Raw genomic sequence first — 26,708 nt, 5'->3', positions numbered from 1 at the left:
ACTGATTTAACTACATATTGCTAATGAGGTGTAATAAATGGTACAAGGATCAGCTAACTTAAATATGGAATTAACGGAAAAGTGGCTCCAGGATTATGTAGATAACTGGGTAAGTTTTTTTAAGAAACAGACCGTGGAGGGAGAGGTTGCCTCTTATATCCCCGTTTTGGCAGCTGCTGATAGGGAAGCATTGGGTATCTCCATTATTGGAAAAAATGGAGGGACTATCAAATCCGGCACAATAGAGTCAAAATTTACCATCCAAAGCATTTCAAAAATCCTTACCTTTATTGTAGCATGTATGGAAAGAGGGTTATCCTATGTCTTGAACCGTGTTGACGTGGAACCGACCGGAGAAGCGTTTAATTCGATTATGCATCTCGAGATGACACAGCCCAAAAAACCATTCAACCCGCTTGTTAACTCGGGAGCACTTACCATTTCCTCCATGCTTGAAGGGAATACTTCTGATCAGAAATTGGAAACACTTTTTATTTTGCTGGAAAAGATAATCGGTTATCGTCCAGAAATAAATGTGGAAGCATATGAGTCGGAGCGGGACACGTCCATGAGGAACAGAGCGATTGGCTATTACCTGCTGGAAGAGGGGTATTTGGAATCCGATTTGGGGATTACTTTGGAAACTTATTTTAAGCAATGCTCAATTGATGTGACAATTGATGACCTGGCGAGAATTGGACTGGTATTATCCAACGATGGGCTTGATCCGGATACAGAGGAAGAGATTATCCCGAGAAAAGTAACGAGGCTTGCGAAGGCCTTAATGCTGACATGCGGAATGTATGATGCCTCAGGGAAATTTGCCGCCTATGTTGGGATACCGGCTAAAAGCGGTGTGTCAGGCGGGATAATGGCTGTCGTTCCACCGCGGGTCAGGGAAGAAGAGTTCCCTTTTCTGGAAGGCTGCGGAATCGGTGTCTATGGACCTGCACTTGATAATCAGGGAAATAGTATGGCTGGTATAAAGCTTTTGCGTCATATAGCGAATCAATGGGATTTGAGTTTATTTTAGGAGGTATTCCTATGTGTGGAAGGTATACGCTGCTCGCTGATGAGCTGGAGGTTTTGAAAGAATTTGGATTGGACCAGGAGATTGAATCCTTTCATCCAAGCTATAATGTAGCACCAGGTCAGAATGTGCTTGCAATCATAAACGATGGGAATGGAAAAAGAGCGGGATATTTACGCTGGGGACTTATACCGTCGTGGGCAGAGGATGAAAAAATCGGTTATAAAATGATTAATGCAAGAAGCGAAACGGCACATCAAAAGCCAAGTTTTAAAAACCTCCTGACCCGTAAGAGATGTCTGATTGTTGCCGATAGTTTTTATGAATGGAAAAGAGTATCAAATGAAAAGCAGCCGAAAAGAATACAGGTGAAGGATCGGAAACTGTTTGGCTTTGCGGGGCTGTGGGATAAATGGGTGCAGGGGGACCGTACATTATTCACATGCACCATACTGACAACGAGTGCCAATCGCTTTATGGAGGATATTCATGATCGGATGCCCGTGATATTGCCAAAGAGTAAAGAGGATGAGTGGCTGCAGCCTCATAAGCTTAAGCCGGGTGAAGCAAAAGAGTTTTTGCATAGCCTTGCTGATGTGCCGCTTTCGGCTTATAATATCTCAGATTACGTCAATTCCGCCCAAAATAACGATCCGCTCTGTGTCAATCCAATAGTATAAATAAAGGGGAAGTCCTGAAACTTTCAGGACCTCCCCTTAAGATTAAGCAGACTTTGCTTTTGCCGATTTTTCCTGTTCTTTTTCTTCCTTGGCAATTTTCATGAATTTCTTCGTTTCATAGGCTACGACACCAGAAAGTCCCAAGAGACCAATCAGGTTCGGTATTGCCATCAATGCGTTCATGATGTCGGCCATTAGCCAGACAACATCAATCAGTTCAATCGCTCCGTAGAATACAACCAATACAAAGACGATTCGATAGATAGATAGGGCTTTATCATTCTTAAATAAATATCCGAAACACTTCTCACCGTAGTAAGACCAGCCAACAAGTGTTGAGAAGGCAAAGAATACAATGGAAATCGTTACAAGATAACCACCTGTTTCACCAAGGAACGCTGAAAACGATGCACTTGTCAACGGAGCTCCGTCAAGACCTCCGGAAAATTGATCTGCCATGACAATCGTAATACCAGTAATGGAACAGACAAGGATGGTATCAATAAATACCTGTGTCATCGAAACAAGTGCCTGACGACCAGGGTAATCTGTCTTCGCAGCGGCAGCAGCAATTGGAGCCGAACCGAGGCCGGCTTCATTGGAGAATACCCCACGTGCAACCCCGTACCTGATTACGGTTCCCAATATACCTCCACCTACAGCACTGCCAGTAAATGCGTCCGTAAAAATCAGGCTAATGGCAGCGGGGATAAGGTCAAGATTCATTACCATAATGATTAGTCCGCCAATAACATAAATTGCTGCCATAATTGGCACAAAGAATGCAGTAACTTTACCAATGCTTTTAATACCCCCGAGAATTACCAAACCAGTTAAGAGAGTAAGGACAATACCGGTTACCCAGGTCGGGATATTGAATGATGATTGCAATGCATCCGATACAGAATTGGATTGAACCATGTTTCCAATTCCAAATGCAGCGATGGCCCCGAAGATAGCAAAAAGGACACCAAGCCACTTGGCATTCATTCCTCTTTCAAGGTAATACATCGGTCCACCTGACATTTGCCCTTTGCTATCGGTTGTGCGATATTTGACAGCCAGCAATGCCTCCGCGTATTTTGTCGCCATTCCAAACAAAGCAGTAATCCACATCCAGAATACCGCACCGGGTCCACCTACTACTACGGCAGTAGCCACACCTACAATATTACCGGTTCCTATTGTAGCAGCCATGGCGGTCGTCAGTGCCTGATAGTGACTAATATCACCCTTTGATTTCTTATCCTGTCTCTTTGGGCTGAAGGCAAGCTTCAAAGCATACGGCAAGGCCCTAATCTGCAGGAAGCCCAAACGGAATGTTAAATACAGTCCAGTGCCAACAATCAGAATCAGTGTTGGCGGTCCCCAGACAAAACTGCTAATGTCACCAAGAATATCTAGCATTATCCATCCCCCTTTAATTTGTATACTATTAAATATTCCGAATATTTAACGTTATGTCAAGCGAAATTAGGTAATTTGTTATAAGTAAGGGTTTACATAGGGCGTTTACGATATAATTGAAGTTTTTTTAGCCTACTTGTTTTGATTACCAGAGGAGTAGTCGCTTATAATAGTATTGGACTATTTCAATCTTAGTAGTTGGTGGCTATTCCTGTTGCTTTATTCGGTAATTTCGAGCATGATTTCAGGGTTCATAGGGATATATTAGCAAAAATAACCGCTATATCAGTAATACTATCGTTATATCGGTATTTAACCATAAATTTCCAATCCGTAAATCTTTAGAAAAGGCTGTTTTCTCAAAGATTGTTGTTTTTCATAAAATATATAAATTGCGACGTACCATCAACAGCCGATTTCTGCTCCGGGCAGTCGCTTTCCGCGGGCAACGCTTCAGCTTCCTCGGAAGAAACCCACTTCCTGCGGGATCTTCAGCCGTTGCTTTTCCCGCTGGAGTCGACTGCCCTACGCTCCAATCCATTAGTTTCATAATCGAATCAGTAATTTTTAATTCGATTCAGAAAGCCAAATCATAGTGGAGGAAATACATGGAGACTCCTGCGGCAAAGCGAAGACGCTAAGACCCCACAGAGAGCGAACTTTGCGAGCGAGGAGGCTTAGCGCGAGCCCGCGGAAAGCGCAGTGTATTTCCGGAGTGCAGATAAAGCACCAATGATTTCTAGTTACGTCGCAGTTTCTATCAAATACAAAGTTAGAAATAACAACAATACTTACGAAAAGAGCCTTAGAAAAAGATCCGATTATTAAAAACAGGAAAGTGGTGTTATGATAATGGTACGTGTATTATTTGTATGTTTAGGTAATATTTGCCGGTCGCCGATGGCTGAAGCTATATTCAGGGATTTAGTGAAAAAGGAAAACCTTTCTGATAAAATTGAAGTGGATTCAGGTGGGACAGGAAATTGGCATTCCGGCAATGTACCGCATAAAGGCACAAGAATCCTGCTGGACCGTGAAAAGATATCCTACGAAGGAATACTTGCACGGCAAGTTGAGGAGAATGACTGGGATGCTTTTGATTATATTATTGCCATGGATGAGCAAAATATAGAAGACTTGGGTAAGATACATAAAGCGGACGATTCCGTTATCGTTATGAAATTAATGGATTTTGTCGATAATTCTCCCGAAGTGGATGTGCCAGATCCGTACTACACTGGGAACTTTGATTATACGTTTCAGCTGGTATCGGCAGGTTGTATTCAATTACTTAATTATATGAAAGAAAAACATCATTTTTGATTAAAGGAGAGATTCAAGATGGGAAAACGCAAATTACTAATGGGTATTACACTTGGAGCGGTTGTAGGGGGAGCCACTGCATTATTTGACAGAGAGGCAAGGGAATATGCAAAGGATAAACTGACTGCAGCCAAATCGAATTCATCTTATTTTATGAGCCACCCTTCAGAAGCCATTCATAACTTAAGAGATGCATTTGACCAATTTAATCAAACCTTTGCTGATGGTGCTGCTAACGCGATCAATGCCTTGGAACAAGTTGAGACAACTTTGGATAAAGTAGCGAATAAAAAAGAGGTTAAAGAAATACAGTAGAACAACTAGCTTTTTACGGGAGCGTGCGATTTTGAAAGATATACTGAACCTCGTTAAACAATTCTATCAGCGCATGGAAGAAGTTGATGTATTCGGTCTTGCCGCCCAATTGGCATATTTCTTCTTATTATCACTGTTCCCATTCTTGCTGTTCTTACTGAATTTCATTGGCTATCTATCGATTGATATCCAGGTAATCCTTGATACGATTGCAACGTTTGCACCTTCACAGGTAATGGATCTAATTCAATTAAATGTCCAGCAAATGCTGAAGGAACAGAACGGTGGGCTTTTATCAATCGGAATCATTGGTACACTTTGGGCTGCCTCAAATGGTGTCAATGCCATAACCAGAGCCTTTAACCGAGCATATAGGATTGAAAGTGACCGTTTCTTTTTTGTGGACCGGTTAATAGCAATCGTCATGACGATTGCTATGGTAGTGGTCATTATAATAGCTCTTTTGCTGCCTGTGTTTGGCAGAATGATTGGACAATATGCATTCTCTATCTTTGGCTTATCCGCAGGGTTTCTTAATGTATGGGAAACCTTGCGTTGGGTCGTTTCCTCGGCAATATTCTTCATTGTATTATTCTTCCTTTATAAAATTGCCCCGCATAAAAGGATTTATTTCAAAAATATCATCTGGGGTACGGTATTCGCTACTGTGTCCTGGCAGACGGTTTCATGGGGTTTTTCCTTTTATGTAAACAATATCGGTGATTACTCGGCAACATATGGCAGTCTCGGAACTGTCATCATATTGATGATCTGGTTTTACCTGTTTGGCATTATTGTCATTACCGGAGGTGTAATCAATGCCTTTATACGAGAACATCGCTCAAGATAATGCAGATTAAGCTATTAAACCCCGGACAAGTTCAATACAGAATTGCCCGGGGTTTCTTTCTATAAGCTCTTAATGTGTTTTAGTGTTGCGTGATTAAGTTCCAGTCGTAATTGAACAAACCGAAACAAAACCTAAGCAAACCTATGTCTAAGCGGATTTGAACTACCTAAGCAAACCTATGTCTAAGCGGATTTGAACTACCTAAGCAAACGTAAACCGTTTAAGATTACAAGGATGGTACTTCCTTCATGGCCAAGTACACCAAGAGGAAGGTCGATCAGCTGGAAGTAATTACTTAAAATAAGCAAAACGATCACACTTAGCGAAAATAGAATGTTCTGTTTAACAATCCGGTTCATTCGGCTGGATAATTGAATGGATCCGGTAATTTTAGATAAATCATTATTCATCAACACGACATCTGCTGTATCTAGCGCTATATCTGTTCCTTGCCCCATAGCAATACCGGTATTGGCGCTTGCTAAAGCTGGTGCATCATTGATTCCGTCACCCACCATAGCCACATTTCTGTACTGTTGACGCAGTTCTTTGACAAACTTCACTTTATCCTGTGGCAGACAGTTTGCGAAGTAGCGATCAATGCCTGTTTCCACGGCGATAGCTTTGGCGGTCAATTCGTTATCCCCTGTTAGCATGAATGGTATGATGCCATTGCTTTTCAATTTTGCAATCGCTTGTTTGGTAGTTTGTCTCACGGTGTCCTTTAAGGCAAACATGGCTACAATCTTATCTTCCTTTTTGACAAACGCGACTGTTTTCCCTTCTGAAGCCAGCCGTGCAAGTGCGTTATGCTGAAATTCCATTGCTGCTTCTTTTCCTACAAAGTCTGCTTTTCCGATTGCCCATTTATTTGTCAGGACAGCCGATACGCCATTTCCGCTGAAATTTTTCCAATGGAGTACTTCTGGTTGATTGCTGCTGCCGGTATTTGTCTGACAAAAGCTGGCAATAGCCTGGGCTAGGGGATGTGTTGATTGTTTTTCAATTGCCCGAGCAGCAGCCATGATTTGCATTTGATCTTCATCTGGCGCAAAAATGGCATCTGTGACAACCGGTTTCCCATTTGTTAAGGTACCCGTTTTATCGAGAGCTATTGCTTGAATACTGTTCAGATTCTCAATATGCACCCCACCCTTAAAGAGAATGCCTTTCCTGGCAGCGTTTGAGATGGCCGATAGGGAGGCGGGAGAAATGGATGCGACAAGTGCACAGGGTGATGCTACTACAAGCAGGACCATTGCACGGTATATACTTTCGGATAGTGACCACCCAAGCGTAAGATGCGGCACAAACATCATGATGGCCACTATTGCTAGGACAGCATAAACATAGGCATTTTCGAACTTCTCAATGAATAACTGAGATGGCGACTTTTCCTCTTGTGCAGTTTGCACCAGATCAATGATTTTTTGGAATAGAGTCTCACTTGGCCTTGTTGTAATCTTTAGCATGATGGTCCCGTCAAGAGCAACTGTCCCGGAAAATACCTTATTGCTAACTGATTTATTAACTGGTATTGATTCACCGGAAATCGTACTCTCATCAATCGATGATGCCCCTTTAACGATAAGCCCATCCGCAGCAATCCGTTCACCAGCGCGAACAAGGACGAGGTCATCCAACTGGAGTTCAGAGACGGGAACGGTTTTCTCCACACCGTCTTTGATCAGCAATGCTTCTTCCGGCTGCAGGTCCATTAATGAGGAAATCGCTTTGTTGCTTTTATTGATGGAGTAGGTTTCAAGTGCCCCGGATAAAGCAAATATAAAGATAAGTATGGCTCCTTCTGTCCAGTATCCAATTGTAACCGAACCGATTGCTGCAAGAATCATTAATATTTCTACGTTCAATTTCTTCGTCCTGATGGTTTCGGTAATACCTTCTGATGCTTTAGCATATCCGCCAACCGCAAAAGCAAGGAGATGAAGGATTACCCACCATGATTGGGACAGATTATCTCCGAATAACCAAGTAAAGAGTATCAGCGCACCACTCAATAGTGCAGCTATCAGTTCAATATGTTCTCCAATCCTGTGAAATAATGTAGTCGAAACAGCGTCCTTTTTAGGATGTATTGCAGAATTTAATGACCCATGAGTAATATCCATTATCATTTTACCTCCTTAATTGATAATAATAATCATTACCATTTATAAATAGGTAATTACTGATATAACTTAAAAACACTGATCAATCCGTTGATTAACGTTTAATAAATGGTACATCAATGAAAAATATATGATGTTTCAAACGTACATTAGATATTAAATTATAATAATTATAATTTAATATCTAATGTAATTATATCATCGATAGAAGGGGAGTCAATCAGAAATTGCTCACCCTACCTTATTTTTAGCCCATATAGTGTTATAGACAATGTGTATATTTTAGTGATACAGAACAATAATCGTTTATTTAAAGAGATGAATCTGTTACAATTATCTGTGAGTTTTATATATAACACAAAGGGGTGGAGCAGATGAGGAAATTTAATTGGTATCTGATTTTAATCGCAATTATTGCGGTACTTAGTGCATGCGGTACTACTGAGGAATCAGAAGAAACAGAAAAGCGTGGGGGAAATGCAGCCGAGGAGGCTGCAGATGAAAGATGGGAGCAAATACAGGATGCGGGAGAGCTTGTTGTAGGTACTTCCGGTACATTAATTGGCGCTTCGTTTTATGATGAAGATGATGAATTGACCGGTTACGATGTGGAGGTATTGCGCGAAATTGCAGCGCGTCTTGATCTTGATGTTCGTTTTGAAATAATGGGAATTGACAGTATGCTGCCAGCTGTGCAAAGCGGCAGAATTGATGTTGCAGCAAATGATATTGAAGCAACCGATAAAAGAAAAGAAGAATTTAACTTTAGTGAACCATATAAGTATTCCTATAGTACAATGGCAGTGCGGGAGTCAGATAACTCAGGAATTGAAACATTGGAAGATTTAGAAGGCAAAAAAGCTGGTGGGGGCGCTACAACCATCTATAGTCAAATTGCAGAACATTTCGGTGCTGAAGTAATCACCTATGGCAATGCACCAAATGAGGCGTATTTAAGTGATATCAGCAACGCGAGAACAGACGTTGTAATCAATGACTATTATTTAACTAAATTCGGTGTGGCAGCATTTCCTGATTTCGATTTGCACTTGCATCCAACACTGAAATTCCATCCAACAGAACAAGCTGTTGTTATTCCTAAGGATGCGGATCAGCTGACGGAAGAAATCAATCGTACATTAAATGAAATGCGTGAAGATGGTACATTGTCGGAGCTGGCAGTAAAGTTTTATGAAGAAGATGCATCCGTACCTCCTGAAGGTGAAATAGAAGAAATAGATGGTCTGGATTTGTAAGGGGAATAATAGATGAACGTAAATGGATTTGATTTTGGAGGATTATTTGATGTAGAACTGGCAATCGAGAGTCTTCCTTTCATTTTAGAAGGAGTTCCGATGACACTGCTTATTTCGGTTGCTGGAATGGGAATTGGCCTTATTCTGGGATTGTTGCTTGCGCTGGCCAGAGGCTCTAGCAATATTCTGTTGCGCTGGCCGACACGAGTGTATATATCCTTTATGCGGGGAACCCCGATGCTCGTATTTCTTTTTATTCTTTATTTTGGTCTGCCGGTTGTAGGTATCGAATTTAACGCCATTACTGCCGCCATCCTTGGATTTGGATTGAACAGTGCGGCCTATATAGCTGAAATCGACAGGTCGTCCCTCAATAGTGTAGACGATGGGCAATGGGAATCGGCAAGAGCATTGAATATGCCATATTGGAAGACACTGCGAATCATTATTCTGCCACAGGCGATCAGGATAGCCCTTCCGCCTTTAACGAATGTGTTTATGGACGTGGTGAAGGCAACATCACTTGCTGCTGTTATAACAGTTCCAGAGCTTTTCCAGAAAACACAGATTGTTGCCGGCAGGGAATTCGATGCGATGACGATGTATGTATTAGTTGCGCTTATTTATTGGCCGATTTGTATCTGTATTGGATATTTACAGGAAAGATTGGAAAAGCGATATAGTAAGTTTATCTAGTTTAGGATACTCTTTTGAGTATCCTTTTTCTTTTCTTTGAGTAAATGTAAGTATCTTTCTTTGAAAGTGTATAATTTAGCATTATCGGAAAAAAATAGGGGAAAAGAAAGGAATGGATAACATGAAGATAAATAGAATAGCTACTGTTGTACTGTCCGCTTTCTTATTGTCCCTATTTTTTCCAACTGCTATACCGGCCGAAAAAAAGCCGGAAAATGATATTGAAATCCCTAATCATGTTTTAAATATTTCTAAAGAAAACACATATCCAAATTCAACTGAAGACCAGGAAGTGATTGAACCTAGTGAACTGACCCAAGAGTTATTGGACGGTGTATCCATGCCAATTGAAAACCCTGATTTGATTAAGATGCTGAATGAGACAACGATTAAACCATCTCCAATTTCGATTGGTTACCGTGGAATGATCTATCTTGGAAGATGGGCCTTGAATTACAACTCAGAGGAGTCCAATATAAACTGGGAATATCAGCAGATAAATATAAATGAGCTGAATAATATCGGTGGGGATAATACTCAAAACATGAATTACATTCAACAAGAACAAAAGGAAATAAAAGGAGCGCTGACAAATAAGATTGCTGATCCTGATGATGTAAAGAAAATGATGCTGCTTAAATCGAAGGAAAAGACCAAGCTTCCATTATCTTATAATACGATTATCGGTAAAAATACAAAGAAAGATAATTCCTATGCGATTCCGGCGAAAAAGTATGGAACATTACAGGCGTACGCTTCGGCAGTTAATGAGAAAGGGCAGGTTACCTTTGGTGAAGTCTATGTTCAATTAAAAGGGTCAAAGAAATCAATTGAAATCAAAAATGTAACGAAACAAGGGATTGGAGCCTGGATACCGATTCAGGATCATGTTTCTTACTCCTTCCAGATAAAATAGAAATGGCCCTGTAAAATAAATTTTTACAGGGTTTTTTTATAAATGAGTTGATTTTTTTATCTCGTTACTTTATTATGGTAAAGTGTTAAAGGATTATTCATCACAGACAGACATAGGGGGAAGCATTAGCATGGAATGGATTGTTATTATATCCGTATTCGTAATGATGATATTAAGTTTACTTCGCGTAAATGTAATTATAGCAATTATTGCTGCAGGACTGACTGCAGGTTTAATATCTGGTTTATCTTTCGTGGAATCAATTGACCTGCTTGTCAGCGGAATGGGGGGAGGTGCCAGCACTGCACTAAGCTATATACTTCTGGGGGCATTTGCCGTAGCTATCAGCTATACAGGCATCACAACCATTTTAGTCAACTATCTTATACGGATGCTGACAGGAAAGAAAACAATGATGCTGCTGGCAATTGCAGGTGTTGCATCATTATCTCAAAATGTAGTGCCGGTGCATATTGCCTTTATACCAATTCTAATACCGCCATTATTGAAGCTCTTTGATCAAATGCGCATGGACCGTCGAGCGGTTGCTGTCTCATTGACATTTGGCTTGAAAGCTCCATATTTAATGATTCCGGCTGGATTTGGTCTGATATTCCACGGTATTATCGTTGAAGGCATGGAAGGAAGCGGCGTGCCGGTTACTGTCGAAGAAACGGCAATGGCTATGCTGATTCCGGGACTGGGTATGGTTGTAGGGTTATTGATAGCAATATTTATAACGTATCGCCGTGATAGAGACTCCGTACCTGGAGCTGGTGGTGCTGGAACAATCATCCAGACGCCATCAACAGACAATGTTAGATTCAATAAAACGCATTTGCTTACGATTATTTCTATTTTAGCAGCACTGCTTGTCCAGATTCTTACCGAAAATCTTATTCTCGGCGCCTTAACTGGTTTGCTGTTTATGTTTCTATTCCTTGTCGTACCATTTAAAAATGGGGAAAGGGTCATTTCGGAAGGTGTTGGCATGATGGGCTCAATTGCCTTTGTCATGCTTGTTGCATCCGGTTACGGAACGGTGCTGCAGGAAACGGGTGCAGTGGATGCCCTGGTTGAATTATCCTCTTCGTATTTGGGGGATAATCAGGCAGTTATTGCATTCGTGCTATTATTAGTTGGTTTATTAGTTACACTTGGCATTGGATCATCCTTTGGGACAGTGCCAATTATTGCTACATTATTCGTACCTATTTGTATAGCTGCTGGTTTTTCGCCGATGGCTACCGCAGCGTTAATCGGTACTGCTGGGGCACTTGGGGATGCTGGTTCCCCAGCATCCGACAGTACACTTGGTCCAACGTCCGGTCTGAATGCGGATGGAAAACATAATCATATATGGGATACAGTTGTTCCAACGTTCATTCACTTCAATATTCCATTGTTTATCTTCGGATGGATCGCTGCAATGGTTCTATAGCATAATTTAATATAAAAAGGGACAAGGTAAGAAAAAAACAGGTGGGTTGTTATGCGAAAATTTATGGCAGCATCTATCATTTTTCTTACCCTTTTTGTTTGTCTCTCGGGACCTGCAAATACAAGTGCATTTGGTTGGGGATATAAAAAGAATACAGAACATCAGATTCCCGATATTGGGAAATATAAGGAAATACTGGATAAATACGGTGCTTACTATGTAGATGATTCTGGTGAAAAAAATATTTATCTTACCTTTGATAATGGCTATGAGCAAGGATATACAGCAGAAATTCTGGATGTGCTAAAAAAGGAATCTGTTCCTGCAGCTTTTTTTGTGACAGGGCATTATGTGGAGAGTGCTCCAGAATTGATTAAAAGGATGGTTGATGAGGGTCATATTATTGGAAATCATTCCTATCATCATCCGGATTTCACTGTTATCAATAAAGATGCCATCAAAAAGGAATTGGAAACATTGGAAGAGGCAGTTGCAGAAGTAAGTGACCAGAAGGATATAAAGCTTCTGCGACCGCCACGAGGGGTATTTAATGATAATACATTAAAATGGACGAATGAACTTGGGCTTATTCATGTATTCTGGTCACTTGCTTTTCAAGACTGGAATGTGAGTGAGCAAAAGGGTCCGCAATATGCCATTGATCAAATCATGGCACAGGTGCATCCGGGAGCAATTGTGCTTCTGCATGCTGTCTCTTCCGATAATGCAGAAGCCTTAGAGCAAATTATCCAGGAACTGAAAAAACAGGGATACACGTTTAAAAGCTTAGATGACCTGATTATTAAAGATTTACTTCCTGATGGTTTAATTGGTCTATAAGGAAGGTATATAACAAACAAGGGATTGTCTTCATCACTGACGGCAGTCCTTTTGCTATTGGTAAATAAAAAAGAAAAACAAAATACTTGAAAGTCAAAAAAGGTCAGAGTATAATGAAATCAAGGTCAAAGATAGTCAAAGTCAAATTTGATTAATATAGATTGATAAAAACCAAGGAGGAATGGGAAATGCAATGTCAACAGTGTGGTGTTAACCAAGCTAGCATAAATGCACAAATGCAAATCAACAATCAGAAAATGGAAATGCATATTTGCAATGATTGTTTCCAGGAACTTCAGGATAAAATGATGAATTCAAATGACTTTTTCTCTAATACTCCATATGGAAACTTTAATGATGCATTTGCAAATAGCTTTTTCCAAGGTAATGGAGGAAGCAATATGGGAACAAAAACAAAACAGAAAACAAATAAACGGAATGGCCTGATTGATCAATTGGCGAAAAATGTTACCGATGCAGCAAGATCGGGGGATATTGATCCAGTAATTGGCCGTGCCAAAGAAATAAAACGCGTAATTGAAACATTAAATAGAAGAAATAAGAATAACCCGGTTCTGATTGGAGAACCAGGTGTAGGTAAAACAGCAATTGCAGAAGGACTGGCAGTTAAAATTGTGGAAGGCAATGTACCTGTAAAATTACTTAATAAAGAGATATATTTGCTTGATGTTCCATCACTAGTTGCCAATACGGGTATTCGTGGTCAATTTGAGGACCGAATGAAAAAACTGATTGAGGAATTGCAATCCCGTGAGAATGTGATCCTGTTTATTGATGAGATTCACCTTATGGTCGGTGCCGGAACTGCTGAAAGCTCACAGATGGATGCAGGGAATATTTTGAAGCCTGCACTTGCAAGAGGAGAATTACAATTGATCGGGGCGACAACGCTTAAGGAATATCGTCAAATTGAAAAGGATGCTGCACTGGAACGGCGTTTACAGCCAATCATTGTCAATGAACCGTCTGTGGAGGATGCAGTACAGATTCTGGATGGTATTAAAGACCGCTATGAAAGATTCCATGAGGTTCGCTATTCCGATGAGGCAATCCGTGCTTTTGTCACATTATCAAGCCGTTATATCCAAGATCGATTCCTGCCCGATAAAGCAATCGACCTAATGGATGAGGTTGGATCGAGACTTAACCTTGCCAACGCACAAAAGGATTCCAAGACTCTTAAACAACGCTTGGATGATGTAGTGAAAGAGAAGCAGGAAGCGGCAGACCGGGAAGATTATGAACAGGCTGCAAACCTCCGCTATCAAGAAATACAATTGCAAAAGCAATTGGAAAAAGTGGTTGACGGAGAAAAAACGTTAGATGTCGATATCTCTGACATTCAACTTGTTGTCGAGGAGAAAACAGGAATTCCTGTAACCAAAATGCAGTCTGATGAACAGGAAAAGATGAAAAATCTTAGTGATAATTTGCGTAAACAAGTTATTGGACAGGATGAAGCTGTTAACAAGGTAGCTAAAGCAATCCGCCGCAGTCGTGCAGGATTGAAATCAAAGCATCGTCCGATTGGTTCCTTCCTATTCGTTGGACCGACTGGTGTAGGTAAAACCGAATTGACAAAAGTATTGGCGGAAGAACTGTTCGGTACAAGGGAAAATATGATTCGACTTGATATGAGTGAGTATATGGAGAAACATGCCGTGTCTAAAATTATTGGTTCCCCTCCAGGATATGTAGGACATGAAGAAGCTGGACAATTAACGGAACGCGTCCGCAGAAATCCATACTCCATCCTGCTGCTGGACGAGATTGAAAAGGCACATCCCGATGTTCAGAATATGTTCCTGCAAATTATGGAAGATGGGCATTTGACTGACTCGCATGGCCGAAAAGTAAGCTTTAAAGAAACAGTGATTATCATGACAAGCAATGCCGGAACTGGTGTGAAATCAGTAAATGTCGGTTTTAACAGCAATGCTCATGAGGCGGTATCCACCCTTGAGAATCTAAGTGATTACTTTAAGCCGGAATTTTTAAACCGATTTGATGCGATTGTCAACTTCAATGAGCTTTCAGAAGATCACCTCATGCAAATCATTGACCTGATGCTTGGTGAATTGGAAGCTGCCATTAAAGAAAATGACATAGCCATAACCATTACGGATACGGCAAAACGTCAACTCGTCAAACTTGGCTATGATGTACGATTCGGTGCAAGACCACTGCGCCGAGTCATCCAGGAGAAGATCGAGGATCCATTGACCGATTTGATACTTGAAGAGGAAGAAGTTCAGCAAGTACAAGTGGATGTTATTGATGACGAGATTTTAGTTAAGGCTGTTCGGTAAAAAGATTGTGAAAGAGTCCAATTAAATATATTAGAAAAAAGTCCGCTGAATCCGATTCAGCGGACTTTTTTCTATTTTTATTGTGTTTTAAGTGGTTAGCAAGAAATAATATCGAAGTTCCTCTAATAACAATTGGTTCTCCGTGAGAAACTAAAGGCAAATGAAGAAGAGGATGTTTCTAATGAAAAAATGGATTGCATTTATCATCATTCTAAATTTATGTCAATTAGCATATCCATCTGAAACTAACGGAGAAGCTGCTCCGGAAATGGAGATTCACTTTATTGATGTAGGGCAGGGAGACAGTATGTTCATTCGTACTCCAATGAACAGGACAATTCTTGTTGATGGTGGCCCACCGGGTGCAGGAGACGAAATTGTCTCCTATTTGAAAAAGCAAAATATCAAAAAGCTTGACCTGGTTGTCGCCACACACCCGGATATGGACCATATTGGAGGTCTTCCTGAAGTAATGAAGCATATCGAGGTCAAAGAGATTCTCGATACTGGCAAACTGCATCCGACCAAAACCTTTGCCGCGTATATAAATGAAGTCAGGAAACAAAGCATTCCAGTAAGAATTGCCGAAAAAGATACATTAATTGAAATAGATCCGATGATGAAGATGGAAGTTTGGAATGCCTTTGAAAGGTTAAAGAATAACAATGAATCCTCTATTGTCCTTAAAATCACTTATGGGGAAGTGGATCTATTATTAATGAGCGATGTGGAGCAGGAGCAGGAAAAAGAGTTCCTTCATGACTATAATGTCAAGGCTGAGATTATTAAAGTGGCACATCATGGTTCGAAAACGAGTTCATCCCTTGAGTTCCTGCAGGGAGTTCAGCCTGAAGTAGCCATTCTGACATACAGTAAAGAGAATGATTATGGACATCCCGTGAACCGTGTCATTGAAAATTTATATAGGGTCCATTCCATGATCTACTCTACCGCCGCAGTGGGAAATGTAGTGATAAATACGGATGGTACGGATTATATCATCATACCGGAAAAGAATCCTGTTAATAAGCTGATCGAATCAGCTGGATAACATATACGTGATGAAGTTGCATACTAGGCGAAGATTGACTTTTGTTTAAGCAGTAAAGACTTTTCGTATTAATGCGTATGGCATACATCTTGATGTATGCCATTTTCGTTTTTTGGGTTCAGCGGGTGAAGAAGTAAATTAAAGAAATGATTGACAAATCAAACGAATGGTTATATTGGTAGTTACATAAGTAATTAACCAATCAAGGAAGGGATAAACATGAAGAATTTATTAGATGATAACCGGCCAATATTCCTTCAGATAAAAGAACAACTAGAAGATTCAATCATCGATGGAAGCATAAAGCCAGGAGAAAGAGTTCCGTCCACTAATGAATTTGCTGCGTTTTACAATATAAATCCAGCCACAGCTGCTAAAGGAATCAATGAACTGGTTGCTGAAGAAATCCTTTTAAAAAAAAGAGGTGTTGGTATGTTTGTAACTGAAAAAGCAAAGGAAATTCTGGTTGAAAAGAGAAAGAAGACATTTTATGAAAATTATATGCTCCCACTGATAAGTGAAGCAAAAAAACTAGAAATCAGTGCCGATGAATTATTGGAAATGATAAAGAGGGGGAACGAAGAATGAAGATTGAAGTGAAAAACCTGTCTAAAAACTACAAGGAACATCATGCCCTGAATGACATCAGTTTTACATTGGATGGTCCGAAGATTTACGGATTGCTTGGCAGAAACGGTGCAGGAAAGACGACGTTTATGGATATTCTGTCAGGGCAGATTCTGGCCAGCGGAGGAGAAATACTAATCGATAGCGAAAATCCTTTTGATAACCAGCGCTTAACGGAATCCATTTGCCTGATTAAAGAGGGGCATAATTTCAAGAGAGATTTAAAAGTGAGACATGTGCTAAAAATCTATTCATTTTTTTATCCTAATTGGGATCAATCTCTAGCAGAAGAGCTAATAAAAGAATATAACCTGCAAATGGATTCGAAAATTAAAACCCTTTCAAAAGGAATGGAATCTGCACTTGGAATCACTGTAGGATTGGCAAGCAAGGCACCCATTACGATTTTTGATGAACCATATATTGGACTTGATGCACCATCGAGAAAGAGATTTTATGAAATTATGCTGGAAGAGTATCAGAAAGAACAACGCACCATAATCTTTTCTACACATTTGATTGATGAAGTTAGTCTTTTGTTCGAAGAGATACTGATATTGCGGGAAGGGAGACTGGTTTTACAGGAAGAAGCAGAAATATTAAGGGCAAATACGATAGCGGTGTCTGGCACTAAAGAAGAAGTGGAAGCATTCCTTACTGGCAAAGAAGTAATCGAAAAGAAGCAATTTGCCGGTAATATGTCTGCATATGTATATGGGACTGCAGAGGAAGCGAGGATGTATGGATTAGCAGCTGAAGGGGTGCCGATTCAGGAATTGATGATTTATTTGACCGAAAGAAAGAAGGGGGCCTAAAACAGAATGGGCAGACAAATTAAAGGATTACTTTATTTCTATATTACCGATATACAGCGTTCCTTAAAGATTTTTTGGAGTATTTTATTGGGTATTCTCATTCTATCATTGGCAATTGGATACTTTTTATTACGTTTTGATGAGGGAGGATTCTTTTTTGGGTTATCCTTTCCAGTCTATGTCTATTGTGCAATTTTGGGTTTTATAACAGTTAAGGAGAGTATCCCTTTTTCACTAAAGATGGGTGCTGTTAGGAAAAATCTGTTTATCAGTATTGGCATCCTATTCCTTGGGATAGCAATTGTGAAAGCTGTGATTGCTAGTACGCTGCAGACCATTACGCTGATTTTTGCAGATATTGCAGGCATTCATACATTCCAATTCATCCACCTAGCGCAATTTATAACAGATAATTGGCTAAACAGAGTACTGATAGATACGGCAATTATGTTCTTTCTGCTTTCATTCATGTTTATAATCGGACTTCTGTTTTACAAGAGCGGAATGCTCGGAGCAGGGATTGTCATCGGGTTATTAACTGTAGGATTGCTTCTTGGAATTGCACAAGGCTGGTTAATAGATTTCATTATAAATCTATTTAAGGGCTTGGATATGGCCTTTATTGCCCAAATATTTGGTGTGGGATTGGTTGTCTATGGGATTTCATTTCTATTACTAAGGAAAGTGACGACTGTGAACGTAAAATGAACAACAGAGAGGGACTGATGCTTCATACATCAGTCCCTCTCTTCGCAGTTATTATAAGCCGAGCAGAAGGGGAATGCCAACTGCCAATCCGATAATGGTGAGCAAGATAATCCATGCTAATGGCCTGGCGAAATTAATCGTCCAGCCGACACCAAAACGCTTCTCCAAAAACAATGATGGATCATCTTTATTCACATAAAATTGGCCGAGCTTCCAGTGTTTATCATCATCCTGATTGATGACATTTCCTGATATGCCACCGGTGCTCTTAACCCGGCTTCCACCTTGCCCTGTTGTCATGGATAGCCCAATAGCACCACCGATTAAGCCGATTGTTATGAGCAGCGGAATGAGCGTAAGGAATTGCTGATTGATTGGAAAAATAAATGAAAGCTGGATCAATGAGAACATGAGGGTTAATGCTAACCCTGATAATATAATGTAGGCTGACCACCTTTTGCGGAAGATTACATTTCTGCGTATGGAATCTTGTGGATTCTCCGGGTCAATCTGTTGTTTAGCGTAGCCAATCATTTTGTTGATAAAAAGAAAGAGTAATGTTAAATACATTTGCATTATCGGATTGATTAATAATGTGCGATAAGATTTTTCCTCCCAATTGGTAACTTCACCTTCAAAGTTATACTGCATCGGAATTCGCTGAGGAATGTCCTGATACGCTTGAAGCGTAATGACAATCGTAGCAATCGAAATAAGAAAGGAAAGTAGAAACCACAAGTTTGAGTGCGTCAGCTTTTGATTCCGGAATTTAGTGTCTATAAAAATCTGCTGGGATTTCTCCTTTGCCCAATTCTCTTTTTCTTTCAGCTTCTTCATATCAGAATGAAATTTCAAGTAAATAAGGAAACTGCCAACTAGAAAAACGAATATAGTTACGCTGAAAAGAATGCTTATGACAGACTCGCTGTTAGTAAGGATGGAACTTATCATTAAAAAGATTACGGTAATAAGCAGACCCAATATTCCTGTCAGCATGGAATATTGTTTCCGCATTGTTTTCAGATCCTGCCTATTATAGACATCTTCGGGAATACTCACACCAAAGCTCTCTGTTTTCCTTGTCCAATAAGGTATGAAGATCATGGAAATGAAACCAGGGATGAGCAGAAATACAAATATAATGAGCATATCATTCATGGATTTCACCTTCTTCTTTAAATTCTGTAAAGATATCACTGCACATTTCTTTGAATTCTTCTTCGGTTAAGCCTCTGCAAATGGAATTGGAGATGAGCGGATGCAAGCTGCTTTTCAATTGTTTTCTAAACGCTTTATCCGCTTTGGGTACCCCGTCCGGATTAATAACGACTCCTTTTTGCCGATGAATTAAAATAAACCCATCCTGTTTTAATTGCTGGTATGCTTTATTCACGGTGTGAAGATTGATTCCGATATCTGCTGCAAGCGACCTGACTGAAGGCAATGCATCTCCAGGATGTAGTTTCTTTTTTGCTATACCTTCAATGATTTGATGTTGCAACTGGATATAAATGGGTTCTGCTGATTCTAATTCGAGCTGAATGAACACATGTATCAGCACTCCTTTCATGATTTTGTGTTATCTGTTATATATATAGTATAACAGATAACACAAATGAAGCCAATCGAAAATAAAAAAATTGATGATTCCATTTCATATTTATTCGTTATCAACAGAGTTACCCACAGTATAAACATGAATAGAATCAGGGTATCGCGTTCCAATCCACATTATCCACAATTTAAATATAAGTTATCAACATTATGTTAATTACTGTTGAGGTAAACTCGATTTATGGCAGTGTTCTTGACAATCCAAATAAAATTGGCCAAAAAAAAAGAAAGCCAAAGCATTTAGCTTCGGCCACCTCTTTGTGTAATCTGATTGTAAATACGGTCTGCATTTTTAAACTCTTTCTGATAAAGAACTTCCTGGGTTTTAGAAAGAAACTTATCAGATTGACCAGGTTTCAGTTTAGCCATCATAATCCCTCACTTTAATGACTATAATGCCCATTAAGGTGATCCGTTATGCAGGCAGAGAGCTAATTATCACGAAACCTCTTCATCAGTTGCTTCAGCTCCATTAGATCTGAACTGCTGATAGGACATGTAATGCTCTTTTGTTATGACGAAAAGATCATAGATATCTTCATCGGGATTTACTTTTGCATAGACTTCCGGGTACACATCATTGCCTAAAGCTGCATATGGTAACTTTAGGACAGCCTTTAAGGAACGCTTGTTTGTTTTCCTTACTTTCATAAATATGCCCTCTATCCCATAGGAGGAGAATACCATATCAAAGAATTCCTCCTTGGCACGTTGATTGTATCCTTTGCCAAAATAAGGCTGGCCAATCCAGGTTGCAAGAAATCCATGGTTCTGATCAAGGTCAAAAAGATTGATTGTACCAATTGGTTGATGGTATTCATCTATAATCGTCCTGGAGATTAGCTCTCCGTTTTCTTCCGCTTCGATTGTTTGTCTTGTAATGAAATAAAATTCATCACTTGTTTCTGCTTTATGTCTAACATAAGGAAATACCTCTGGGTGAGCCATCAGTTCAAAAAGCACAGGAACCTCATGTAAATCGCGCATTTTAAGCATAAAAAATACCCTCCTCATTCCAGGCGGGTAAAAACACTGATTCTCCATAAGGAAATCCAGTGAGTGACCCACCCTCGAATTTTTATTTTAGCGTTCAACAAAAATTCGGGGTGGGAATCGAACCCACTAGAACCAGATAAAACTGGTGGCGCACCATTTGCCTTCCCTATTTAATTCTGTGTTGTAATACGATTCATTCATCTCTTTCGTATTTTAGTAATTTTATTTTACAATCTTTTTATCAAAAAGGGAACTATTTTTTTTGTTAATTTTTTCTTTGAATTAGTTTTGGAGCAGAAGTATCTTTTGTCAGGTCCTTCAAGGCATCTTTCAGTTTTGGAGATGTAAATTCAAAACCTTGGTCCAGAGCTGCCTGAGGCAAAACAAACTGCCCTTTCGTAACCAGCTGTCCCATTTCACCGATAGCTGCATGGACGATAGCGGCCGGAGCTGGGAACCAATAAGGACGGTTTAGCATTTGGGACATAATTTTCATGAAGTCCTTGTTCCTTTTCGGATTGGGAGCTGTTATATTGACAGGTCCTGACAGTTGAGGATTCAACAAACAGTATTCAATCAGACCGACAGCATCCTTGATATGGATCCAGGACATCCACTGTTCGCCATTTCCGATCTTTCCGCCCAAGAATAGTTTAACTGGAAGACTCATTAAAGGAAATGACCCTTCCTGACCGAGTACGATTCCAAAACGCGCATAAATGGTTCGTATATTCATTTTCTCGACGTGCTGGGCGGCCTCTTCCCACTGTACTGCCACTTCAGCCAAAAAGTCTTTCCCGGGGTGTGTGGTTGCCTCTGTAAAAATTAGATCTTCCGAATATCCATAATATCCGACAGCTGATCCACTAATGAAGACGCTTGGCTTGCTTTTTAGATTCTTAATCAGAGTCACGATTGCATTTGTTGCTTCTAACCTGCTTTTGATAATTTCCTCTTTTTTCTTCTGTGACCAATATCCGAAAAGTGATTCACCAGCCAAGTTGATTACGCCTTCAATGCTTGGCAGTTTATCTGCTGCATAATCATAATTTATGTATGTTGTATCTGTAGTGTTCCTCTTATCGGAGAGTGACCTTGTCAATATATAAGTATGATGACCTTGCCGATGTAGTGATTCTGAGAGATATTTACCGATAAAACCAGTTCCTCCACTAATGATGAAATTCAAACTAATTCCTCCCTTAATGCTTGCTGTTGGTTGATTTCCGGCAATAATTATAGAAATCGTAAGCTAACAACCTGCCTCAAACCGCCATATATCAGTATTTTTTACAATATATCAGATTAAACGCCAACATATCACCATTTATCCATACTCTTTATTTTATTATACACATCCATCCGATTCTTCCCGTAATATGGAGGATCTTTTTCTATAAATAATCTTCAATACGGTTCACTGGGCGCTGTGCCTATTGTTCTGTTATGATGAAGGGGAAGGGGTGGGCACTATGAGAAAAATTACCCGAATCACCACACAAGTGAAACATAAGAATCGGTTCAATATCTTTCTGAGCACTGCCAAGGGTGAAGAATATGGATTCAGTGTTGATGAGGCGATATTAATCGAATATCGTCTAAGGAAAGGTCTTGAACTGGATGATGCCATGATTACAACGCTTGTTCAAAAAGATACACTACATAAGTCATATACCCAAGCCATCAATTTTCTAAGCTATCGGATGCGAACAAAAAAGGAAATTATCGATTATTTATCAAAAAAGGAAGTAGAAGAAGAACATATAGAACAAATCATCAAGAAGCTGACAAATGAGAAATTGATTGATGACCAGCAATTTGCAAATATGTTTGTCCGTTCCAGGGTGAACACTTCGACAAAAGGGCCAAATCTAATCAAAAAGGAACTGATTGACAAGGGAGTTTCTGCTCTTCTTGCAGATGCTGCACTTAAACACTATCCTCTGGAAAAACAATACGAAAAAATAAAAAAGCTGATCAACAAAAAGATACTCTCAGGCAGGAGCAATGATTCATTTCGTAAGCAAACACAGCAATTGCAAACCAATCTGATGCAGAAAGGTTTTTCCCAGGAAGTCATTAAAGAAGCCTTTATTGGTATACAAGAAGAAAAAGACGAAGAGAGTGAGTGGGATGCGCTTGTTTATCAAGGGGAAAAACTGCTCAGAAAGCACCAGACGAAACAGGAAGGGTTCGTTTTAAAAAGAAAGGTGACAGAGGGATTGTACCGCAAAGGCTTTTCGTTTGAATTGATCAACCGATTTTTGGATGAGCAGCTGAAAGAATAAGAAATCAACGTGGAGAACTGATTACATAATTGATAAAATAGAAACATGACTGGAGGTAAGAACATGAATTATCGATATAGTGATTATTCAATCGAACAATTACATAGAGAAATAGGGGAATTGAAAGAAAAAGCACAGAAAGCTGAACAGCTGGGCAATATTTCTGAAGTTCAAATAAATGAACGGAAGATGCAGGTTGCTTTGGCATATACGTTAAATCCAGACGAATTCGCTTCAGATGGAGTTTATCAGTTGAAAATGGAACCGGGATTTAAATTTAAAATCAATTATGTCAATGGTGTTTTTGCCTGGGGCCACCGGATAAATCTTCTGGAAGAAATGTATGAGAAAGAAGAAGCATTACCAATATCGCTGCTTGGCAAAAAAGTAGCGGAATAGATAAGGGAGCGGTTTTTCTGCCAAAAGTAGCTTGGGAATCGCATGATGCTGTTACGTCGGCAATTTAGAAACATCAATCCTTTGGAAAAGAGCATAATGGAAAAATCCGAACTGATTCAAAATTCTTCTGTAAGAATTTAAATCAGTTCGGATTTTAAATTGGCCAAATTTGATTTGCCCATCAAATTCTTATCGCTGACAAGGCCTATGGGTGAAATGTTCCGGGTCACTCTTTAATGTCAGAATCTTTTATACGGTTGTGTCACCCACATATAATTTTCTCTGAAGCTTATGCTCTGAGAAAATCCAGCCTGTGTAGGAACTGATGATTTCTTCGTTTTCATCGATCTGTACTACGGCAACAAACGGGTAGTAGCTCTTGGAACGATATCGCAAATCAATAAAGCGTATCTCAGTGAATGCATCGAAATAGTTGATTTCCCAGCGGTAAACAGGTGAAAAGTTTAAGAAAGCCTGTATATTTTTATCTGTTTTCGCGATATTGATAATTGGATTATCCGGTAAAGGAACTTTCCAGAATTCGTCAACTATCTCAATATGACGGTTTTCAACTGTACCGACATAAAACTTATCCTCGGTTGTTATTGCTACTCTCCAGTAATTTTGTTTCATGGTAGGGGACGTTGCAATCTCCACTGTATCGGGATAATATTCCATTATTTTTTTGACGATTTCCCTTTTGTCCATATAACGTTTCATGTAATATAATACAATGACTGTATAAATGATCAGCCATGTGTATCCGGGATTGGCTCCGAGCGCCCAGGCGGCAATGCCGGCAATATTCAGGAAAAAGATATAGGGATCGAATGTATTAATGAATCCTTTTGCTATCCATTTATTTGTAAAAGGTCTAAATGCCTGGGTTCCATATGCATTAAACAAGTCAACAAAGACATGTATACATACTGCCAGAAATGTCCATAGCCATAGATGCAAATAACTTACTTCCGGCACAAACAAATAGATAACACTGGACACCAGCAATCCCCATAAAACGATTGCCGGTAATGAATGTGACGCACCACGGTGGTGACGTATATAAGTAGCATTATTTTTGAGTTTAAAGACTGTATCAAAGTCAGGGGCATGTGAACCAATTACTGTGCCGACTAATACAGCATTGAATAATGTTGGATCGCTATGCACTGCAGGGTCTAAAGTGGCCAGTCCACCCAGCGCAATACCCATTACGATATGCGTGCCAGTATCCATATATGAAGGTCCTCCTTGAAGATAACTTTATTCAATTATTAATAAAGTTTTATAAATGTATTGTAACATAAAGGAAGTGCAATTATGACTGATAACATCATAAAGAATTTTGACATTACCCAATTTCAGGTTGATCTGCTCCAATGGTATGCTGAAAGCAAACGTGATCTGCCTTGGCGCAGAGAAAGGGATCCATACAAGATATGGGTTTCTGAAATTATGCTGCAGCAGACCAAGGTCGACACTGTTATTCCTTATTTTAATCATTTTATGGAGAAATATCCTACTGTATATGAGCTTGCTGCTGCAGATCAGCAGGATGTTCTAAAAGCGTGGGAGGGATTAGGTTACTATTCCCGTGCAAGAAATCTTCAAAACGCTGTAAGAGAGGTTGTTACAGTTTATGGAGGAGAGGTTCCCTCAACGCCCGACGAACTTGGTTCATTAAAAGGGGTTGGTCCCTATACAACGGGTGCAATTTTATCGATTGCCTTCAATAAACCAGAACCCGCTGTGGACGGAAATGTAATGCGCGTTTTTTCCAGACTTTTAAAAATTGAAGACGATATTGCCCAGCCCCGCACCAAAAAACAATTCGAAGGGTATGTTCGTACATTAATTTCTGAAGATGACCCTTCTTCCTTTAATCAAGCAATTATGGATCTTGGTGCCACTATATGCACTCCAAAATCCCCTGCTTGTATGTTTTGCCCGGTTCAGCAGCATTGCAGGGCATATTCAGAAGGCATACAGGAAGAATTGCCAATAAAGAAAAAGGCAAAACGGCAAAAGACAATCCCTTATGTTGTCTTATTAATAAGGAATGAAAAAGGCGAATATGTTATCGAGAAAAGGTCGGAAAATGGCTTGCTGGCCAATCTTTGGCAATTTCCGATGGTACCTGTTGAAGAAATCGGTATGGATCACCTGGAAAATTGGATTTACAGCGAATATGGGCTGCAGATTCAACTTGGCGAACAGAAGGGAAAATTAAAGCATGTTTTTTCTCATTTGATTTGGCGACTTGAAATTTACGAAGCAACAACCGTTCATACCAAAACGGATGACAGCAGAATTATTTTTGCCAACCAAACGGATATAGTCAAATATCCTTTCCCCGTTTCCCATCAGAAAATGCTGAAGTACCTCGAAGACGCAAAACAATTGAATGGCTAAAAACAATCAAGACTCACCTATTGATTAGGGGTCTTGATTGTTTTCGGACCGGTAATACATCTCTTTATTGATCTCATGCAATACAGTTAATCCCTGTGCATTTATATAAGGTAAGATCTGCGAAAGTGCATGTTGAAAGTATTGCAATTCACCATCCTGCCATCTTGTTTTACTGATCATGGACAGTTCGGCAAAATCTCTTGGTAAAGTCATGTCCATATCCCTCCAATAACGAAGTAAAAAATGAAGTAAATCGCAACTATAATTTGTGCAGCAAATGGCATTTTTATTACTGCCAGATTTTACGTCCCGGGCATTGATTGCTTTTGTAAAATTCATGGGATAAGTTTTTTGCAACTGGACAAATTAATTATTGCGGAGGTGATATTGATGGCTAAAAAACCAGGTCAAACAACTGCAGGTACTAACGTACAAAAAGTAAAACAGCAAAACCAAAAAGCAGCTCAAGGACAAGGGCAGTTTGGAACTGAATTTTCTTCTGAAACAAATGCTCAAGAAGTAAGAAAGCAAAATCAAAAGTCACAATCAAACAAGAAGTAACAAATCGATAATCATTAAATTTAG

At 39.7% G+C, this 26,708-nt stretch carries 28 protein-coding genes; 19 read left to right on the top strand and 9 right to left on the bottom strand.

From position 1 onward, the window contains the following. Positions 1-37 precede the first annotated feature (37 nt). On the top strand, positions 38-1,033 hold the full coding sequence (locus OMHG_RS13760) for a glutaminase (RefSeq protein ID WP_010651468.1): 996 nt from the start codon (positions 38-40) through the stop codon (positions 1,031-1,033). 11 nt (positions 1,034-1,044) lie between these two features. Further along, positions 1,045-1,710 (top strand): SOS response-associated peptidase, encoded by a 666-nt coding sequence (locus tag OMHG_RS13755; protein WP_010651467.1) that lies wholly within the window; start codon positions 1,045-1,047, stop codon positions 1,708-1,710. Between the two features lie 42 nt (positions 1,711-1,752). On the opposite strand, the gene OMHG_RS13750 is transcribed toward OMHG_RS13755, so the two are convergent. Then, positions 1,753-3,117 carry an alanine/glycine:cation symporter family protein gene (locus tag OMHG_RS13750; RefSeq protein ID WP_010651466.1) on the bottom strand — a complete coding sequence of 455 codons (1,365 nt, stop codon included), beginning with the start codon at positions 3,115-3,117 and terminating at the stop codon, positions 1,753-1,755. An 852-nt stretch (positions 3,118-3,969) separates the two neighbouring features. Here OMHG_RS13750 and OMHG_RS13745 point away from each other — a divergent pair. From OMHG_RS13745 to OMHG_RS13735, 3 genes are read left to right on the top strand one after another with little or no spacing between them, the layout of a single operon-like run. Then, positions 3,970-4,440 (top strand): low molecular weight protein-tyrosine-phosphatase, encoded by a 471-nt coding sequence (locus OMHG_RS13745; protein ID WP_044477010.1) that lies wholly within the window; start codon positions 3,970-3,972, stop codon positions 4,438-4,440. 18 nt (positions 4,441-4,458) lie between these two features. Next, positions 4,459-4,755 (top strand): hypothetical protein, encoded by a 297-nt coding sequence (locus OMHG_RS13740; RefSeq protein WP_010651464.1) that lies wholly within the window; start codon positions 4,459-4,461, stop codon positions 4,753-4,755. A 31-nt stretch (positions 4,756-4,786) separates the two neighbouring features. Continuing rightward, a complete protein-coding gene (locus OMHG_RS13735) occupies positions 4,787-5,605 on the top strand; it encodes a YihY/virulence factor BrkB family protein (RefSeq protein WP_010651463.1) in 819 nt (272 codons plus the stop codon). A 197-nt stretch (positions 5,606-5,802) separates the two neighbouring features. Here OMHG_RS13735 and OMHG_RS13730 read toward each other — a convergent pair whose 3' ends face one another. After that, positions 5,803-7,734, bottom strand: coding sequence for a heavy metal translocating P-type ATPase (locus tag OMHG_RS13730; RefSeq protein WP_010651462.1), 1,932 nt, complete (start codon positions 7,732-7,734; stop codon positions 5,803-5,805). Between the two features lie 374 nt (positions 7,735-8,108). Between OMHG_RS13730 and OMHG_RS13725 the strand changes: the two genes are divergently transcribed. The 10 genes from OMHG_RS13725 to OMHG_RS13680 all read left to right on the top strand — a co-directional run bounded on the left by OMHG_RS13725 (position 8,109) and on the right by OMHG_RS13680 (position 18,414). Further along, positions 8,109-8,990 carry a transporter substrate-binding domain-containing protein gene (locus OMHG_RS13725; RefSeq protein ID WP_010651461.1) on the top strand — a complete coding sequence of 294 codons (882 nt, stop codon included), beginning with the start codon at positions 8,109-8,111 and terminating at the stop codon, positions 8,988-8,990. A 12-nt stretch (positions 8,991-9,002) separates the two neighbouring features. Next, positions 9,003-9,686, top strand: a complete 684-nt coding sequence (locus OMHG_RS13720; RefSeq protein ID WP_010651460.1) for an amino acid ABC transporter permease — start codon at positions 9,003-9,005, stop codon at positions 9,684-9,686. A gap of 121 nt (positions 9,687-9,807) precedes the next feature. Further along, positions 9,808-10,602, top strand: a complete 795-nt coding sequence (locus tag OMHG_RS13715) for a YfkD famly protein (protein WP_044477008.1) — start codon at positions 9,808-9,810, stop codon at positions 10,600-10,602. Positions 10,603-10,732: 130 nt separating this feature from the next. Beyond that, entirely contained in the window at positions 10,733-12,043 is a 1,311-nt protein-coding gene (locus OMHG_RS13710; protein WP_010651458.1) for a Na+/H+ antiporter family protein, read from the top strand. A gap of 51 nt (positions 12,044-12,094) precedes the next feature. Further along, positions 12,095-12,883, top strand: coding sequence for a delta-lactam-biosynthetic de-N-acetylase (gene pdaA, locus OMHG_RS13705; RefSeq protein ID WP_010651457.1), 789 nt, complete (start codon positions 12,095-12,097; stop codon positions 12,881-12,883). A 188-nt stretch (positions 12,884-13,071) separates the two neighbouring features. Then, the gene (locus OMHG_RS13700) at positions 13,072-15,213 is read left to right on the top strand and encodes an ATP-dependent Clp protease ATP-binding subunit (protein ID WP_010651456.1); all 2,142 of its coding nucleotides are present in this window, start codon (positions 13,072-13,074) and stop codon (positions 15,211-15,213) included. A 181-nt stretch (positions 15,214-15,394) separates the two neighbouring features. Beyond that, on the top strand, positions 15,395-16,264 hold the full coding sequence (locus tag OMHG_RS13695; RefSeq protein WP_010651455.1) for a ComEC/Rec2 family competence protein: 870 nt from the start codon (positions 15,395-15,397) through the stop codon (positions 16,262-16,264). Between the two features lie 219 nt (positions 16,265-16,483). Next, positions 16,484-16,852: a GntR family transcriptional regulator gene (locus OMHG_RS13690; protein WP_010651454.1), complete on the top strand. Its 369-nt coding sequence runs from the start codon at positions 16,484-16,486 to the stop codon at positions 16,850-16,852. Then, positions 16,849-17,706 carry an ABC transporter ATP-binding protein gene (locus OMHG_RS13685; RefSeq protein WP_010651453.1) on the top strand — a complete coding sequence of 286 codons (858 nt, stop codon included), beginning with the start codon at positions 16,849-16,851 and terminating at the stop codon, positions 17,704-17,706. The genes OMHG_RS13690 and OMHG_RS13685 overlap by 4 nt, the downstream gene beginning before the upstream one ends. A 6-nt stretch (positions 17,707-17,712) precedes the next feature. After that, on the top strand, positions 17,713-18,414 hold the full coding sequence (locus OMHG_RS13680) for a hypothetical protein (RefSeq protein ID WP_010651452.1): 702 nt from the start codon (positions 17,713-17,715) through the stop codon (positions 18,412-18,414). A 51-nt stretch (positions 18,415-18,465) separates the two neighbouring features. On the opposite strand, the gene OMHG_RS13675 is transcribed toward OMHG_RS13680, so the two are convergent. From OMHG_RS13675 to OMHG_RS13660, 5 genes are all read right to left on the bottom strand, one after another. Then, positions 18,466-19,572: a DUF1648 domain-containing protein gene (locus OMHG_RS13675; RefSeq protein WP_010651451.1), complete on the bottom strand. Its 1,107-nt coding sequence runs from the start codon at positions 19,570-19,572 to the stop codon at positions 18,466-18,468. Continuing rightward, positions 19,565-19,963 carry a GntR family transcriptional regulator gene (locus OMHG_RS13670; RefSeq protein WP_010651450.1) on the bottom strand — a complete coding sequence of 133 codons (399 nt, stop codon included), beginning with the start codon at positions 19,961-19,963 and terminating at the stop codon, positions 19,565-19,567. Before OMHG_RS13670 ends, OMHG_RS13675 begins: the two co-directional genes overlap by 8 nt. 305 nt (positions 19,964-20,268) lie before the next feature. Further along, positions 20,269-20,397 carry a YfhE family protein gene (locus OMHG_RS18430; protein WP_147629083.1) on the bottom strand — a complete coding sequence of 43 codons (129 nt, stop codon included), beginning with the start codon at positions 20,395-20,397 and terminating at the stop codon, positions 20,269-20,271. 69 nt (positions 20,398-20,466) lie between these two features. After that, complete coding sequence (locus tag OMHG_RS13665) at positions 20,467-21,024, bottom strand: GNAT family N-acetyltransferase (protein ID WP_010651449.1); 558 nt, start codon at positions 21,022-21,024, stop codon at positions 20,467-20,469. A gap of 265 nt (positions 21,025-21,289) precedes the next feature. Continuing rightward, positions 21,290-22,213: a TIGR01777 family oxidoreductase gene (locus OMHG_RS13660; protein WP_010651448.1), complete on the bottom strand. Its 924-nt coding sequence runs from the start codon at positions 22,211-22,213 to the stop codon at positions 21,290-21,292. 283 nt (positions 22,214-22,496) lie between these two features. On the opposite strand from OMHG_RS13660, the gene recX reads away from it, so the two are divergent. Further along, complete coding sequence (recX, locus tag OMHG_RS13655; protein WP_010651447.1) at positions 22,497-23,312, top strand: recombination regulator RecX; 816 nt, start codon at positions 22,497-22,499, stop codon at positions 23,310-23,312. Positions 23,313-23,375: 63 nt separating this feature from the next. Beyond that, a complete protein-coding gene (locus OMHG_RS13650) occupies positions 23,376-23,711 on the top strand; it encodes a YfhH family protein (protein WP_010651446.1) in 336 nt (111 codons plus the stop codon). A 249-nt stretch (positions 23,712-23,960) separates the two neighbouring features. Here the strand turns inward: OMHG_RS13650 and OMHG_RS13645 are convergent, their stop codons facing one another. Continuing rightward, complete coding sequence (locus tag OMHG_RS13645; protein WP_010651445.1) at positions 23,961-24,947, bottom strand: metal-dependent hydrolase; 987 nt, start codon at positions 24,945-24,947, stop codon at positions 23,961-23,963. A gap of 84 nt (positions 24,948-25,031) precedes the next feature. On the opposite strand from OMHG_RS13645, the gene mutY reads away from it, so the two are divergent. Then, positions 25,032-26,123, top strand: a complete 1,092-nt coding sequence (gene mutY, locus OMHG_RS13640) for an A/G-specific adenine glycosylase (RefSeq protein WP_010651444.1) — start codon at positions 25,032-25,034, stop codon at positions 26,121-26,123. A 24-nt stretch (positions 26,124-26,147) separates the two neighbouring features. Here the strand turns inward: mutY and OMHG_RS13635 are convergent, their stop codons facing one another. Further along, a complete protein-coding gene (locus OMHG_RS13635; RefSeq protein WP_010651443.1) occupies positions 26,148-26,336 on the bottom strand; it encodes a hypothetical protein in 189 nt (62 codons plus the stop codon). 177 nt (positions 26,337-26,513) lie between these two features. Between OMHG_RS13635 and OMHG_RS13630 the strand changes: the two genes are divergently transcribed. After that, positions 26,514-26,684, top strand: coding sequence for a gamma-type small acid-soluble spore protein (locus OMHG_RS13630; protein ID WP_010651442.1), 171 nt, complete (start codon positions 26,514-26,516; stop codon positions 26,682-26,684). The last annotated feature ends 24 nt before the right edge of the window (positions 26,685-26,708 follow it).

This window comes from Oceanobacillus massiliensis str. N'diop (genome assembly GCF_000285495.1).
GTDB lineage: Bacteria > Bacillota > Bacilli > Bacillales > Amphibacillaceae > Oceanobacillus > Oceanobacillus massiliensis.
The sequence above is the reverse complement of the archived record's forward strand: the minus strand, read 5'-3'. Positions and strand labels throughout refer to the sequence as shown.